We start from the raw sequence: 15,733 nt of genomic DNA on the forward strand, positions 1-15,733 counted from the left end.
GGTTTTGTTTATATACTTTTATAAAGGAGAGCCAATAAACAGATGCAACCTGACTGGAATACTCTCTTCTGTCACACCAGCTGCAACATCGACGCGCACCACGCCAACAGGTGACGCCCAGCGGATACCAACGCCGACACCAACTTTGGTATCTGTCTCAAAATCTTTGTCATAAGCATTACCAATGTCAGTAAAAACAGCACCGCGAAAGCCGGGTTTAAACTCATAGTTATATTCTGCACTACCAACCGCGAGGATTTGTCCACCGGTCAGATAGCCTTTATCTAGTGGCGATAAGCTTTCATAGTCATAACCACGGATACTTTGGTCACCACCAGCAAAGAAGCGCAGCTTATAAGGCACCTCATCAAAGTCATCTGCCCAAATATAACCAGTATTGATACTGCCAAGCACTTGATGCTTGTCATCAGCACCAAAGCTATAAATACCGCTGACGCCAGCGCGAGCAATTGCTAGATTGGTATCGCTAAGCGCTTTATCAGCACCCGCTTCAATCGAATAGTATTGGCGGATACCGCTAGTGGGATTGGTGACACTATCTACATCTGTCTTACTGATACCATAACCAAGTAATAATGCTTGCTGTCTAGGCTGTGAAGACGTAAAGCGAATAGGAAGATCGTTTAACTGCGCTTCATCATCAATACCCGTTTCTAACTCATCTAAACGGTAGCGCAGAGAGTAGCTGCGATTCCAACCCGTTTCACGGCGGATATTACGCGCTAGCGACCCTTTTAGGGTTTTGGTAGACAAATCAAAATTGCCTTCACCTTGATTAATCGCCTCTTCCTCATAAGTCAAACTTGCTTCAAGCTTATCATTCAAAGGGTGTTTCCAAGGCCTGCTAGCATAGACACCGACATTTTTAGTAATTCTCGAAACTTCTGTCTCAAGTCCTGCCTGATAGCCTTTACGATTGAGCAGATTATAATCTATTTTCGCGGTTGCGCGGACACCCGTATCGGTACCATAACCAATACCCACCTGAGCATCACGCGGTTTATTTGCCGCCACAAACACGTATAGGGGTACTTTCTTACTCTCTAACACTTCTTGCGGTGTTTTACGCCCTGCCAATGTTGGTGGTACGAAGTTCTCATCCGCCAATATACTTTTCTCATCCGGGAATATCTTTTGTGCAATGTCGCTGATAGCATCACTGATTTTACCTAAAATACTGTTTGAATCTTGGTCTTTTTCATCCAATACCCGATCATTTGGCAGACGGCTTAAGCGTTCTGCTTTTTGCTTAATCGCCTGCAGCTTCTCAAGCGTCTCTTCATCGGCTTCAAATTCGATAGCAGCAATGTCAGCCGCATTTACTTTCTCTCCGCTATTGGCATAAAGCTCGCCGTCATTACTAACACCTTCTATTTGGCGCGCATTAACATCAGAAGCATTGTTTAATTCGTCATCCATTGTTTCAATAAAATTATCTACATTTGGTGAGTTATCAAAGGCCAAAGTAGCACTTTGTGTGCGCTCATCTGGCGGCAAAATCGACTCAACGTTGATGGTATTAAAATAACGGGTCGCCGATAAATCGTTACTGAATTTGGTGACAGCGGGACGATAAAAAGGATCGCCTTCTTTAAAGTCAAATAACTGCCTTAACAATGATAATTCAACGGGCAGTTTTGCAGGATCACGGGTCAGTGTCCCTGATTCTCTATCATAGGTAAAAAATACCACTTCATCAAACTCATAGCGATCGCCAGTATTGTAAACCAGTGAAACATCTGCTGTGTTATCAGGCAAGATAATATCGACGGATTTATTTAACCAATATTGATCAAAGTAACCGTAAGTATTACTGAGCGACTCAAGGGCAGATTTACTGTCTTTATAGACGCGGTGGTTAAAGATATCGCCTTCTTTTGGTGGCAGATCTTTTTGAAGCTCAGCGAACTCTTTTTGCTCACTGCCTGCACCGCGAATGTCGACAATCCGGCTATCGACACGTACGGGTTCACCCAGCTTTTCAATAATGACATCGATCGTGTCTGTATAAGGCTGGCTTAGACGCAAAGTCACATCATAGTAACCAACTGCTTTTGCAGCATCTAATGCGGTTTGACGTAAACGCGGTAATGCCGCTGTAAAATCAACGACAGACTGCACAGTGGTATCATCAAGGGCCGCCTTGATATTCTTAATAGGCTGCACATTGTCATCAGCTTTGACTAGTATCGGCTTGGTATTGACAGCATTGCTATTGTTAGCTGCGGCTTGTTGTAAGTAAATCGTAGTATCTACGTGTGGTAGCGCCAGTGAGCCTGAATTAAACAATCGATTATAGAGACGCTTGACAATATTGCCTTTGTTGCGCGCCATTGGACTCGGCGTTTTGGCTTGCTCGATACTTTCGCTAACGGCTTCGGTATCGTTTTGATAATCTGGCAAATAGTCATCAGGATTGATCGAGTTTTCTGTATTCTTTGATTGATTGACGTTGGCTAAAATATCGTTATCCATCACCTCACTGGCATTACCACTGCTGACAGCATCGCTAACCGTAATAGGACGCGCCATGATCTCTGCAGTCTCAGCTCGCTCAGCAATGCTTTCATTGATGCCTAATGTGTCTAAATTACTGGGTGTCGGCAGATTGGTCGCGTCTAATTCCACATCCAGCCCAATCGGCGGCGTACGATCGTCTAAAGTGGCGACAGGTGCATCAAAACCACTATTATTACTAGTGCCAATCCTATCGATATCTTGCGCGTTTTGCCTGTCCATCGCCGCAAGCTCACGATCAATTTCTTCAGGCGTCATCATCTGATAGCCCTGCTGCTGTATCGCTGCTGCTTGCTGCTCTAGATCTTGATTTGTATCAAAATTTTGCGCATCCTCGAAATCATTATTAAAGCTATTGGCATTTTCTGGAGTAACATTACTGTTAGTCTTGCCAGCTGAATTTTTCGCGTTTGGATTCTTAATACCTAACGTTTGCTCACTATAGTCATCCAATACCGATTGCTCAATAATACCTTGCTCGACCGCTTTTTTTAGGCGCAGCGCATCTAACGCCATATCCAACTGACGGTCATCATCAGAAATCGCTGCTTTGGCGGTTTTCGGTGACGCTGCTGTAACAGTTTTTGCTGTTATCTGGCTGCTTATAGCGCTATTATTTGAATCAGTAGTAGCGGCAAAAGCAGCAGGGGCAAGACTACAGCCAAAACCGACCAAGCTGGTGGTCAATGCACTAAAAAGCGCTGTGCGGGTAAAATAAAGACGCGGAGTGTCGTTAGCACTAATAGTAGCACTAGATTTGATTGAGCTATTTTGGCAACCTAAGAGGTCAGGCAACTTAACAGGTACGTTATGCACTGGCGTTGAAGGCTGATGTTTCATATTCATTCCTATTCCCTCACGCAGTGCAAGGTTGCTGACGCTGACGACTGCTAAGTCTTGGCGGTAAATACAGTGATGACAACAATTATAATGAGCTAAAACAATTTTTTAACTTGCAGCTTTACTTTTTGTTTGACTATTTAGCCTACGATTGAAGCATTACTATGTAATTAGTATATAAAAAATTACTTACATCAGACCATTTAAGCATCGGTAAACCTTTGCTATTGGCCACTTTATTAGGATTTAGTCGGCTAAAATTTACAAATCATAACTTAGTTAATTATGAAATCATAGCATTGGACGTATGTATTTTTGCCAAAGCCTTGCTATTATACGGCTTAACATTGATAAAACCTATGCCATATTTAGTTAAGTTTTTGATAGCGTTGATAATTACCCTAGTATTAATGACTATCTTCTCCGTCTTGCTTTACTTTTACTTGTCTTCACCCATTTGTAGGAATTTTCATGGCCAATCAGTTTCAATTATTTAAGCGTCGCCGTTTTAACGCCATGTTTTTTACCCAATTTTTGGGAGCATTTAATGACAATATTTTTAAGCAAGCGCTGATATTAGTCTTGACTTACACGGCGGCGAGCCAGCTTGGTGTTGAGGTTAGTATTTTAAATAACTTGGCGGCCATGTTATTTATTTTGCCGTATTTTCTATTTTCGGCGCTGGCAGGGCAAATCGCTGACAAGTTTGAAAAGTCTAAATTGACCCGCTTAACCAAGCTGCTTGAGCTGTCCATTATGGTGATTGCGGCAGTGGGCTTTGTGTTTGAGTGGTACGCACTCTTATTTGTCGCGTTGTTTTTAATGGGCACACAATCTACCTTTTTTGGACCCATCAAATATGCCTACTTACCACAGGCGATGCAAGAAGATGAGTTGGTCGGTGCCAATGGTCTGTTTCAAATGGGTACGTCATTAGCGATATTACTTGGTATGATTATCGCTGGCGTCTTAACCCAAGTGCCACAGCCGCTATATTGGATTAGTCTGACCGTATTAGTCGTTGCGATATTAGGTTATTTCGCCGCCCGATCTATACCCACCATGCCAGCGATGCAGCCTGATTTGAAGATTAATTGGAATATCTTTACCACCAGTGTGTCAACGGTACGTTATTTATATTCCTTACGGTTTTTGTTCTTCGTTATCTTGGGCAACAGCTGGTTTTGGTTTTATGGCGCGACTTTTTTGACCCAAACACCTGAATTCAGCAAAGTCATTCTTCATGGCGATGAATCAGTGGTAATTTTCCTGCTGACTTTATTCTCAGTCGGTGTCTCTATCGGCTCATTATTATGCAAAAGGCTTACCAAGAATCAGGTCAGCTTACGGTTATTACCCTTTGGTATCGCTGGTTTGAGTATCTTTGCTATCGACTTGTATTTTTCGCTATCAGGATTGTCGATTGATGGGAATACTGAGACGTTAATCGGAGTGAGCGGATTATTCGCTATCTCTGGCAGCTGGCGCGTCTTTGTCGATTTATTCTTTTTGGGCTTTAGTGGCGGCTTATATATCGTCCCTTTATATGCGTCTATGCAGGCGTATGCACCCAAAAGCCATCGTGCACGTATTGTTGGTGCCAATAATATTTTCAATGCCATATTTATGGTTGGCTCTGCTATCTTCTCTATCGTTGTCTTAAATAGCTTGGGTATGTCACTACCGCAGTTGTTCTTAGTCACGGGCTTGCTCAATATTGCCTTTGGGGTATTTTTATATACCAAGCTAAATAAACATATTAAGCATGCCAGCATACAAACTCATGATGATCAGTTAAACAGACATGATTAAAGGGTTTGAGAATTTGAATCAACAGTATTAATGACAACTGTCATTATAAATCGATTGCTGAAAGCCTCATTATTATGATGCCGACCATTGATGTTGTTTGCTATAGTAAGCTATAAGATTAAATAGTGGCCGTTGCAGCGTTCTAAAAGGCTCATAGCAGCCCGTCATTTATAATAAATAATGCCATCAGGAGTGAATCATGGCTTTGCGTTCCTTATCTAAAATCGATCAATTACTGCTTGGGGTAGACAAGGCATTGCGAGCAGTCGTACCGCATTCTAATCCGAGTACTCGCCCTCTGCCTGTGAGTAGTGATGAGATTCCTGAGCTGAGTATTACAGAATCGCGGCACGTTGCAGGGCTGATGCGTATCAATCATACCGGAGAAGTATGCGCGCAAGGGCTGTATCATGGGCAAGCATTTACGGCAAAAGATAATAGTGTCAAACAAGCCATGCAGCAATCTGCCGAAGAAGAAGTCGACCATCTGGTCTGGTGTGAGACGCGTCTAAGCGAGCTTGGTAGTCATCCAAGTGTGTTTACACCTTTATGGTATGGCATGTCTTTTGGTCTCGGCGCAGTAGCAGGCGCCATCTCTAACGAGTTTAGTTTGGGGTTTGTCGCTGAAACAGAAGCACAAGTTAGCGAACATCTGCAAGATCATATTGGACAATTACCACCGCAAGATCAGCGCTCAAAAGAGATATTGACACAAATGGATAGCGAGGAATTACATCATCGTGAGTTGGCACTTGCCAATGGTGGCGCTGCATTGTCGCCATTCATGCGTCATACCATGCGCTGGATGGCAAACCGCATGAAAGCCACGGCTTATCATTTTTAATTGATTTACTTTGACAAACACAGGGCAGCAAAAAATGCCTCAGTAATGACTTTTAACACTCCTACTACTGTTCGTATTGAGATTAATTTGCTAGGGTATAAAAAATTGTACGATTTTGCCGTAACTATATGAGTACAACGTCAATGTCTAGCATATATCAAGCAGCTATTAAGCAATGGATTTATCAATAACGACCAAATAGACAAAACAACGATTAAATAAGGTAACTATCTTTATGAACGCCATCAGTCAACCGACCCACTCTCAAAGATCGCCTAAGTTTGCGACTTTAACCGCATTGGCCGCAGCTTGTGCCATGATGTTATCTGCGCCTGTGAATGCTGCCGAAATTGATGCTTCAGCGACTGCAACTACTTCTGTACCGAGCGCGATTGACTCAAGCAAACGAGTGATTCGTCTTGCTAGACCTAATGCAGCTGTCGGTGCTACTCAGGCAGCAATCACTGTTCAACCAGAAGTGGCAACAAGTACTGCAGCACAAGTGAGTGCTCAAGCAAATATCAACGCTAATCAACAAAGCAGTGCCCAAGTTACTAATACTCAAATAAACAATACACAGCCCACTCCCACTCGTGCGCCTCAAAATACTATCCAAAATCAAGCCATTCAAACCAATCAGAATAATGAGCTTACAGGGACAACACGGGTTTATGAGCGTGGACCGATGGTTGCCACGGGTATCGATTTACGTGGTGGTCAGCTGTCAAACATTCCAACGCCGCAAGTGCAACTTTCAGACATCAGCTTTGTACCTACTATCTTGATAGCGCAGCAAACCGGGCTTGGTACAGATAAATTGGATGTCAGTCTACTCGATGATTTTATTAAAGACACATCACCATATGCACGCCATTATCCACCAAACTTCCCTAACCGCACCCAGCGTCATTACGCTCGTGAAAAAATCAAAGTACTAACTGACTGGATTGAACCTTATGCCAAATCGCCTAAGGCTTCTTACGATGTGTTACTGCGTGCTGCTAAGCTCAATGGTATGGGACGTAACTTAGACTTAGGGTCAGAATATACGGTACGTGGTGGGCAATATATTGACCGTGCCATCAAAATCAAACCGGATAGCGGCGAAGCCAACTTTATATATGGCATGATGCTCTCAGAAGGTGGTGGTTTTAAAGAAGGTCAAAAGTATCTTGATCAAGCGGTTAGCTTAGGTTATACCGAAGCAGAGCAAAGCTTGGCACAATCGGATGTTTTGAGTGATCGCCGTGAAAAAGCGCTAGAGCGTTTGCGTCGTTTAGAGCAGAAAGTCCCAGACAATACGGTTATCCGTCAGCAAATCAAGCTAATCGAAGACGGTAAGTTTTATATTTGGGATATACCAGCATCAAATATCAAACCAAATATGTAAATCAAAACCTTATAAAGATGATGTATGACAAATACGTCATCAATATTAGATAAACATAGTTAAAAATTAAAAATCTAGCGCCTTTTTTTATATTGAGAAATTAACGATATAAAACTAAGGCGCTTTTTTGTACCCAATATAAACGCATATTATAAATGTCAAATAAAATGTCATCACGCTCTTACATTCACTTTTATTTGAAGCGCTGTCCTTCTTTATTATTCTATCTTTTCAGTAGTGCTGTTTTCTCCAGCGTCGTAGCCAATAAATTTAGCAAAATTTGAATATAAGACGATAAATACGATAGTCGAAGCACCAAACTTCCGCTACACTCATCCTAATATAATTGCTATTTGATAATACATGCCTGTCCATTATTCACTGGAATTACCTATGATTTTCGCTGACCCTGTCAATAATGCGCCGACAGCTATTCATAAAAATAAAATGCCTTTAGCTGTATTGGCACTGTTATCAGCTATGGCAATATTACCTGCCTGTAGCACTGTCTCTGTTAATAGACAGGCCTCTGCCAAGACGATTTCGGCGCAGCGAGGTAATATTGTCACTGATAACAAGCTCAGTAGTGATACCGCATCATTATTATTGTCAGCAGGGCTCAATGAGCAAGCCTGTATGCAGCAGTTTGAGCTTTGCTTAACGCAGCTTGCTGATAGCATGCTTAATAGGCACTATCGCCCAGCACTGGCTGCCTTTTCAGAGTTACACTATGCAAAAGCGCGCCAACTCGCTACCTCAAAAAGCTGTAGCAATGCGCTTGCCCGTCCGCCACTTGATCCCTATTATGCCAATGCACCTTTGGATGATGCTGAAGCTAAAGCGCAGCAGAGCAAAACCGAGATATGTTTAATCGACTATCAAGAGCGTCTCTTTGATGCCATCAAATCCAGCTATACCTACTTATTCTATGACAGTCTAGAGCATGATTTTGAAGGAGCCGATGAAAAAGTAAGTGGCGGACGGGCAAAAAATCGTATCCCAAGCGATATCGATATCCAAACTCAAGATATCTATAATGCCGCGAGCAATGATGTTATTACTCAGCTTTATCAATCAACAGGCGACATGAACCAATTGATGCGCAATGTAAAAGTAGAGCATCTTGCCACGACCGCTAATACCAGCAGGCGTGATAGTAGTGAGCTTGCCGTCAATGCAGCCATTGCCAATAGTTCACCCGTCAAAGGACAGCCAACCGATCAAGTCAAAGTAATGAAGGTGCAAGTAGACAACTATCATTTAAATGTGTATTTGCCAAATGAAAACAACTATCTTAAAAATGCCAATGAGAAAAATTCTGCGCTAGCAGACTTAGTGTCTACTTATGAGCTGCGCTTGTCGGGGCTAAACTCTATTAGCAAGCGACCGGGTTTAGGTATCAGTTTGGTGGCGTCATTGGACGATCGCTATACCACCACTATTCGTCAATTATTACTCTCTTCGCTCTCAGGTCAAATCGGTCAAGAAGCGGCTAATGGCAGACTTGGCAACAATAGCGCAAGCAACGCCGCAAAAATTGCTCAAGAAGAAGATGCCAGCTCACGCATTTATCCTACTGGGCATCTATTGATGACGGGGCTGATTAAACCTACGGGCACTAGTGTACTCGACACCCTAAGTAGCGAGCAGCTAGATATCCATTTATATAACCCTTACCGCAGCGAGAGCGCCTCTATCTTAGGCGATGACTATCCACTGGCCGCCAACTTCTCTGCCGGTTATGGACTCTGGTTAGCAGAAAATCAGCTCGATGGTGTCGGCTATCTAAACCTTATTACCCGTCAAAAAGAAGCCAGTTTACCCAAACTTTTTATGCTTGAGCCCTATGACCCTAATAAACGCGTGATTATCATGCTGCATGGTCTGGCATCAAGTCCGGCAACGTGGGTCAATTTGACCAACGATATTTTTAATGATGAAAAATTACGTAATAACTATCAGGTATGGCAGATTTTCTATCCGACCAATCTGCCTATTTTAGAAAATCGCTATCAAATCCAAAAATTAATCACTGCCACTTATCAGCAAACAGACCCTGCAGGGGAAAACCTTGCCAGTAAGAACAGCGTGATTATTAGCCATAGTATGGGCGGCATCATTGCTCGTATGATGTTATCTGATGATAATTTGGCGAATAATCTGGATGCATTAGACGATAACAGTTTATTAGCCAACAACAGCCAGCGTCAGGTTGACGCCATGCTCAAGCAAGCACTTACCAATAAAGAGCTACGCAACCGTTTTGAATTAAATGCGCTACCGCAAGTTGATACGGCAGTCTTTTTATCTTCGCCATTCCAAGGTACGGACTATGCCGATCGCTGGTTTACCCGTGCGTTACGCCGCATTATTTATCTGCCGGTGGGCTTAGTAAAAACCGTTACGGACAATTTGGCAACCATTGCTATCAAAGGCGACTTGGCGAATAACCCTCTAGGGGCGTTATACCTGCAAAATGGTGCCAGTCAATTGAGCAACAAGTCTTCCTTTATTCAATTAACCAAAGACATTAGCATCAATAAGCGTATTACTTATCATTCGATCATTGCCAATAATGATTCTGATATCACAAGAGGTCTGGCAGCAATGCAACCGGAAGGCGTCAAACTTGATTTGTCACAAGCAGTCATAGAAGATGACGATAGCGTGATTGAGACTGCCGATACCAGTAGTACCAGCAATGTAGAAAACTCAGATGTTTCAGCTGTTGTGGTTGAGGTAGAGACTGCAAAAGACACGCCTGCTAAGACAGATACCTTGCCACCTGAAGCGCTAGTTGCTGCTGTTATCGTCAATGAAGAAATTAGCCAAGCACTAACCGATCGTCTATCAGATGGAATCGTGCCCTATACCAGCGCGCATCTTGATGGTGCAGCGTCTGAAACTGTGATCAACGGTGGTCATAGTATCCAAGAAAATCCGCAAACTATTTTGACATTACGGCGTATATTGCATAAACAATTACAGCAATAGCTAAAATTGAATCACAGGCTGGTTATTTTCACAGTAGATTTTTTACAATAGATGGCGAAAAATTATTATTAAAAAATGTTGTTTTATATTACCGCTCTGTATCTATTGATAACCTTACTTAAACAATAGCTATGATTTGAAAAGCACTCAATTACATTGTAAATCATTTATGACCAATAGGTGTGTAATATGGCTGGATAGCAACTTGCGCGTAAGCAGACTCAGGCGCATAATGCTGAAATAGAAAATATTTTAATAATACCATAAGAGACATATCTTATAGTTTATAAGGACATAAATTATTTACTTTAACTAAATAGTAGTGCTTAAATTATCATAGATAAGGTGTTGTCTAAATGACAACGATAGCCAGTTTACATTGACTATTGTTCGTAACACTTATTATCCTACTGACATCCGTATCGACGGACAGCTACGAACAATGATTTCAGCGTAACATGGAAGCAAGCGCTATTCAGCTAAAATATAAGGGTAACCGCTTATGTTCGCTACATTTATGATTGACCAGCTTGATGCGCTGATGCTTGCGCGTATCCAGTTCGCATTTGTTATTTCATGGCACATTGTTTTTCCAGCTTTTTCTATCGGACTTGCCAGCTTTTTGACGGTTTTAGAGTTTCGCTGGTTAAAAACTGGTGAACCTATTTATGCTGAAGTCTATAAACACTGGGTAAAAATATTTGCCGTGGTGTTTGGGATGGGCGTGGTATCGGGCGTGGTAATGTCTTACCAATTCGGTACTAACTGGGCAGTGTTTTCCGATAAAGCGGGTAACGTGCTGGGCCCCTTGCTTGCTTATGAAGTCTTAACCGCCTTTTTCTTAGAAGCATCATTCTTAGGGATTATGCTCTTTGGCTGGGGTCGTGTCAGTAAACGTATGCACCTTGCCTCAACGGCGATTGTCGCTATCGGTACGCTGATATCAGGGTTCTGGATTTTGGCTGCCAACAGCTTTATGCAGACGCCACAAGGCTTTATGGTTGGCGCAGATGGCCTACTGTATCCCACCAATTGGTTAGAAATCATTTTTAACCCTTCATTCCCTTATCGCTATGCCCATATGATGACCGCGGCTTTCTTGACGACTGCTTTTGTTATTGGCGGTATCGGTGCGTATTATCTGCAATCTAAAAAACATGTCGAACATCGCAAACATGGTCGTGTCATGCTCGGTATGGCAATGGTGATGGCGATTTTTGTTGCCCCAGCACAAGTACTTATTGGCGATATGCATGGGCTTAATACGCTAGAGCACCAGCCTGTGAAAGTCGCAGCAATGGAAGGGCTCTGGGAAAATGAGCGTGGTGCGCCGCTGGTATTATTCGGCATTCCAGATCAAAAAGCGGAAAAGAATCACTATGAAGTTAAAATACCTTATGTGTCCGGTTTAATTTTAACCCACTCATTTGATAAAGAAGTGAAAGGGCTTAAAAACTGGGCGCCAGAAGATCGACCATTCGTTCCCATTGTATTTTGGGCGTTTCGTATCATGGTTGCCATCGGTATGCTCATGGTATTGGTGGGATTATTTAGTCTGTATAAATACTTTAAAAAGCAGCAATTTAATTCTGATAGTATCTGGTTCCATCGCTTATGGATGATGATGACCCCGATGGGTTTTATCGCTCTACTAGCTGGTTGGTTCGTCACTGAAACTGGGCGTCAGCCGTGGACGGTATATGGGGTCATTCGAACGGCAGAAAGCATGTCTCCAGTTGCGGCACAACAAGTGGCAACGACGCTGATTGGCTTTATCGTGCTATATGTCTTCGTATTTGGCGCAGGCAGCTTTTATATTTTACGCTTGATTGCAAAGGGTCCACAGCCGTATGAAGACCCTGCTGATGATAACTTCTATGAGCACTCTATCACTGAAGGTCAAGGTCGCACGTTAAGCGGCGATAGCAATGCCAGTGAGAAAGTAGAAGATTTGGATCAGCCTGCCGATGACGTCGAAGATGGAGGATTACGCTAATGTTTAACTTTGGTGACGTATTAGATTTACCCCTCATCTGGGGCGGCTTAATTGCTTTAGCTGTCTTCGTTTATGTGTTACTTGATGGATTTGATTTGGGCTGCGGTATTTTATTCCCGTTTGCGGGTTCCGACAAAAATCGTAGCCGCATGATGAACTCTATCGCCCCTTTTTGGGATGGTAATGAGACATGGTTAGTATTGGGCGGTGGTGGTTTATTTGCCGCCTTCCCAGTCGCCTATGGCATTATTATGACAGGGCTTTATCTGCCGGTAACCTTTATGCTGTTCGGTTTGATTATGCGCGGCGTGGCATTTGAGTTCCGTTTTAAAGCAACCTCACACCGCTATGTATGGGATACCTTTTTCTTTATCGGCTCTGTGGTTGCTACCTTCTTCCAAGGGATTATGCTTGGCGCTTTGGTACAAGGACTTGAAGCAAGTAATCGTTTGTATACCGGTGGTCCTTTTGATTGGCTCACGCCATTCTCCATAGTTTGCGGTATCGCCTTGATTATCGGTTATGCGCTGCTTGGCTCGACGTGGTTAATTATTAAGACTGAGCACAAGCTACAAGTGTGGGCACGCAAAGTTTCTGGTTGGATGCTATCAGCATTGGTAGTCGCAATGATTGTCGTGACTGCCTTTATGTACTTCTCAGATATTGAAGCGCTTGAAGGTTGGTTTAGCTTACCAGGGTTATTGTACCTTGCACCGATGCCGATTATCGTCTTGGCGTTATTTTTCTTTATGCGTAAAGACTTGACCTCAGAGCGTGAATATCGCCCGTTCTTATTGACCGTCGCGCTGTTTTTGATGGGTTATATCGGCGTATGTTTTGCGATTTTCCCTTATATTGTGCCGTATCAGATGACCATTTATGAGGCAGCAGCAGCGGATACTTCATTGTCATTTATGCTTATTGGTGCTGGCATTATGCTACCCATTATTTTGAGCTATACCGCGTTTGCCTATTATACGTTTAAAGGTAAAACTGGTCACGAGCACATGTATTAATAGCTATTAAGCAGTATTCTATATTCTAAGTTTTCAGGAGAAAACTGTTTAGGAGAATATCATGAAAAATCTTAGTAAAAAACAATCTCAGTGGGCATGGTTTATTGGTTTATATATCGCAGGTTTTCTGACGATTTTTACCATTGCCCAGCTGATTAAATTGGCAATGGGCGTATAACGTATAAATAGTTACCCCATGCGCTATTCATAAAAAACCGCAGCCCTAATCAATGATTAGCGCTGCGGTTTTTTATGGCCTATTACTACTAGATATTATAGATTAAGCACCGCAATGTTCGCTTACACCTTTATTTTCTATAAAGGTATTTACCTGCTCTAGGCGCTCAGGCGTACCAACATCTATCCAATTATCAGGCATGATCTCAGCCGTTACTTGGAATTTTATCATTGCTTGTCTAAGTAAGGGTCCAAGGGCGGCAGATTGACCTGATACCAAGCCATCAACCAATCGTGGCGACACCACACTGATGCCAGCAAAAGTATATTTATCGGCGTCACCAATGGCCTGCTCGCTTGCCAAACCATTATTAATAGCAAAGTCGCCACCCTCATTATGTTCAGGATTATCAATCAACAATAAATGGGCGCGCTGGTCTGCGCTTAGCTCATACGTGACCAACTGACTAAAATCAAACGTCGTCCATACGTCAGAGTTGACTAAGATAAATGGTTCATTTTTTAACTTTCCAGTTTGTAGCGCTTTAAAAATACCACCTGCTGTCTCTAATGGCGCGTCAGCTTCAAGTGACCAATGCAACTGTATGCCAAACTGTGTGCCATCGCCAAGCGTGTCCATCAACTTATCAGCCAGCCAAGAGGCATTAATCGTAATATCAGTAATACCAGCAGCTTGTAGCGCTTTAATATGCCAAATAATAAGTGGCTGCCCACCTACTTCCACTAACGGCTTTGGTGTCTCTAAGGTTAATGGACGCAGGCGCGTACCCTTACCGGCTGCCAAAATCATGGCTTGCGTTATTACCGACATAGATAATCCTTATTCTTGGCGAAATTTATACGAGGCGACTGATGATCAATAGCTTTGAATACATTGACATTAAATATATGAGCGTTAAATATATTGCTGCACAAATTTGGTTTGATAAGCAGGCAATACTGTATCCAGTATCCATTGATTAAATGGCAAAACGACTTGTTGCAGACGCGCACTGCCTTTTGTACTTAGCCATTCTAATTCAAAAAGAAAATCACGCATGACTTTAGGAATATCCGCTAAATAACGACTTTTACCATCGCGCTCATAAAGCCGGATAAAAATACCAAGCACTTTTAGGTGCCGCTGTACGCCCATGATATTGACCTGACTTTCAAGTTGCTCAGCACTGTCTGCTGTTAATAGCCCTGCTTGTTTTTGCAATTGCCAAAAATCATAAATCCACTGCGTTACTTGCGCTTCCGACCATTCGACATAGGCATCACGCAGCAATGATACCAAATCATAGCTATGCGCGCCAATCACCGCATCTTGAAAGTCAATCACCCCTAATCGCGTGTTATCCGCCTGATCCTGCATCAAATTGCGGCTATGATAATCACGATGGACGATAACTTGCGGTTGTAATAGAATCTCTTCTATCAAGGCTGATTTTAGGTTTTCCCATAGCGTAACATCAAGTGTCACGCCAATATGCGGGATAAACCAGTCGCTAAATAAGTCCATTTCACGGTTGAGCATTGCGGCATCATAATCAGGCAATTGATGTTGAGATTTTGCTAGCTCTACCGGTATCTGCTGCAACGCAACCAGTGTCTGCATCGCTGATTGATAGTAGTCACTTACTTGCGCAGGCGTAGCACCAACCAATAAATGAGCGAACTCTACCGCGCCAAAATCTTGCAAGACCAAAAAGCCTTTTGTCACATCTTGCGCGATCAGCGTCGGCACATTGATGGCTTGCGACATGAGCTTTGCCACATTAATAAACTGCTGCATCGCGTCTTGCTCATCAGCCGAATCCATGACAATATAGCGCGCTATTTTTGTCGTATCATCTGTACCACCAGCTACTAGCTGAATACGGTGATAACGGCGAGCACTGGCATCACCTGGTAAGCTCTCAAGGGTAAAGGTTTGATTCTCAAACACTTGCTTTAACCAGCACTCTAATGACTCTTGGCGCGTATTAATGGCAGGCATCGCAAGTTCTAATATTCGTTCGTCGGTAATAGTTTTTTCGGTCATAAAAAGCATCGCAGGTTAAATATAAGTCGTAAATGACTAAATGAGTGATAAGTAGGACAAATACTTGCTAAAATAGTGA

General features: G+C 42.8%; 10 protein-coding genes. 7 read left to right on the plus strand and 3 right to left on the minus strand.

The window, feature by feature from the left end; translation table 11 throughout:
* Positions 1 to 18: 18 nt before the first annotated feature.
* Positions 19 to 3,378: an autotransporter assembly complex protein TamA gene (locus tag FQ082_RS02285; protein ID WP_262498125.1), complete on the minus strand. Its 3,360-nt coding sequence runs from the start codon at positions 3,376 to 3,378 to the stop codon at positions 19 to 21.
* A gap of 471 nt (positions 3,379 to 3,849) precedes the next feature.
* Here FQ082_RS02285 and FQ082_RS02290 point away from each other — a divergent pair, with 471 nt between their 5' ends.
* The 7 genes from FQ082_RS02290 to FQ082_RS13205 all read left to right on the plus strand — a co-directional run bounded on the left by FQ082_RS02290 (position 3,850) and on the right by FQ082_RS13205 (position 13,608).
* Positions 3,850 to 5,190 (plus strand): MFS transporter, encoded by a 1,341-nt coding sequence (locus FQ082_RS02290; protein WP_149491883.1) that lies wholly within the window; start codon positions 3,850 to 3,852, stop codon positions 5,188 to 5,190.
* 205 nt (positions 5,191 to 5,395) lie between these two features.
* Positions 5,396 to 6,034, plus strand: coding sequence for a 2-polyprenyl-3-methyl-6-methoxy-1,4-benzoquinone monooxygenase (coq7, locus tag FQ082_RS02295; protein WP_262498134.1), 639 nt, complete (start codon positions 5,396 to 5,398; stop codon positions 6,032 to 6,034).
* 235 nt (positions 6,035 to 6,269) lie between these two features.
* Entirely contained in the window at positions 6,270 to 7,424 is a 1,155-nt protein-coding gene (locus FQ082_RS02300) for a tetratricopeptide repeat protein (protein WP_149491885.1), read from the plus strand.
* A gap of 447 nt (positions 7,425 to 7,871) precedes the next feature.
* Positions 7,872 to 10,418 carry an esterase/lipase family protein gene (locus FQ082_RS02305; protein WP_149491956.1) on the plus strand — a complete coding sequence of 849 codons (2,547 nt, stop codon included), beginning with the start codon at positions 7,872 to 7,874 and terminating at the stop codon, positions 10,416 to 10,418.
* A 502-nt stretch (positions 10,419 to 10,920) separates the two neighbouring features.
* Positions 10,921 to 12,414 (plus strand): cytochrome ubiquinol oxidase subunit I, encoded by a 1,494-nt coding sequence (locus FQ082_RS02310; RefSeq protein WP_020443790.1) that lies wholly within the window; start codon positions 10,921 to 10,923, stop codon positions 12,412 to 12,414.
* Positions 12,414 to 13,430, plus strand: coding sequence for a cytochrome d ubiquinol oxidase subunit II (gene cydB / locus FQ082_RS02315; RefSeq protein WP_149491886.1), 1,017 nt, complete (start codon positions 12,414 to 12,416; stop codon positions 13,428 to 13,430). Before FQ082_RS02310 ends, cydB begins: the two co-directional genes overlap by 1 nt.
* 61 nt (positions 13,431 to 13,491) lie before the next feature.
* On the plus strand, positions 13,492 to 13,608 hold the full coding sequence (locus tag FQ082_RS13205) for a hypothetical protein (RefSeq protein ID WP_020443792.1): 117 nt from the start codon (positions 13,492 to 13,494) through the stop codon (positions 13,606 to 13,608).
* Between the two features lie 102 nt (positions 13,609 to 13,710).
* Here the strand turns inward: FQ082_RS13205 and murU are convergent, their stop codons facing one another.
* The gene (gene murU, locus FQ082_RS02320) at positions 13,711 to 14,439 is read right to left on the minus strand and encodes an N-acetylmuramate alpha-1-phosphate uridylyltransferase MurU (RefSeq protein WP_149491887.1); all 729 of its coding nucleotides are present in this window, start codon (positions 14,437 to 14,439) and stop codon (positions 13,711 to 13,713) included.
* Between the two features lie 84 nt (positions 14,440 to 14,523).
* The gene (locus tag FQ082_RS02325; protein ID WP_262498127.1) at positions 14,524 to 15,654 is read right to left on the minus strand and encodes an aminoglycoside phosphotransferase family protein; all 1,131 of its coding nucleotides are present in this window, start codon (positions 15,652 to 15,654) and stop codon (positions 14,524 to 14,526) included.
* Between the last annotated feature and the right edge of the window lie 79 nt (positions 15,655 to 15,733).

It is taken from the genome of Psychrobacter sp. ANT_H56B, assembly GCF_008369245.1.
Classification (GTDB): domain Bacteria; phylum Pseudomonadota; class Gammaproteobacteria; order Pseudomonadales; family Moraxellaceae; genus Psychrobacter; species Psychrobacter cryohalolentis.

Coding starts and splice junctions, on each gene's coding strand:
- FQ082_RS02300 (WP_149491885.1), top strand. CDS start 6,270: ATGAACGCCATCAGTCAACCGACCCACTCTCAAAGATCGCCTAAGTTT.
- murU (WP_149491887.1), bottom strand. CDS start 14,439: ATGTCGGTAATAACGCAAGCCATGATTTTGGCAGCCGGTAAGGGTACG.
- FQ082_RS13205 (WP_020443792.1), top strand. CDS start 13,492: ATGAAAAATCTTAGTAAAAAACAATCTCAGTGGGCATGGTTTATTGGT.
- FQ082_RS02325 (WP_262498127.1), bottom strand. CDS start 15,654: ATGACCGAAAAAACTATTACCGACGAACGAATATTAGAACTTGCGATG.
- FQ082_RS02285 (WP_262498125.1), bottom strand. CDS start 3,378: ATGAAACATCAGCCTTCAACGCCAGTGCATAACGTACCTGTTAAGTTG.
- FQ082_RS02310 (WP_020443790.1), top strand. CDS start 10,921: ATGTTCGCTACATTTATGATTGACCAGCTTGATGCGCTGATGCTTGCG.
- FQ082_RS02290 (WP_149491883.1), top strand. CDS start 3,850: ATGGCCAATCAGTTTCAATTATTTAAGCGTCGCCGTTTTAACGCCATG.
- FQ082_RS02305 (WP_149491956.1), top strand. CDS start 7,872: ATGCCTTTAGCTGTATTGGCACTGTTATCAGCTATGGCAATATTACCT.
- cydB (WP_149491886.1), top strand. CDS start 12,414: ATGTTTAACTTTGGTGACGTATTAGATTTACCCCTCATCTGGGGCGGC.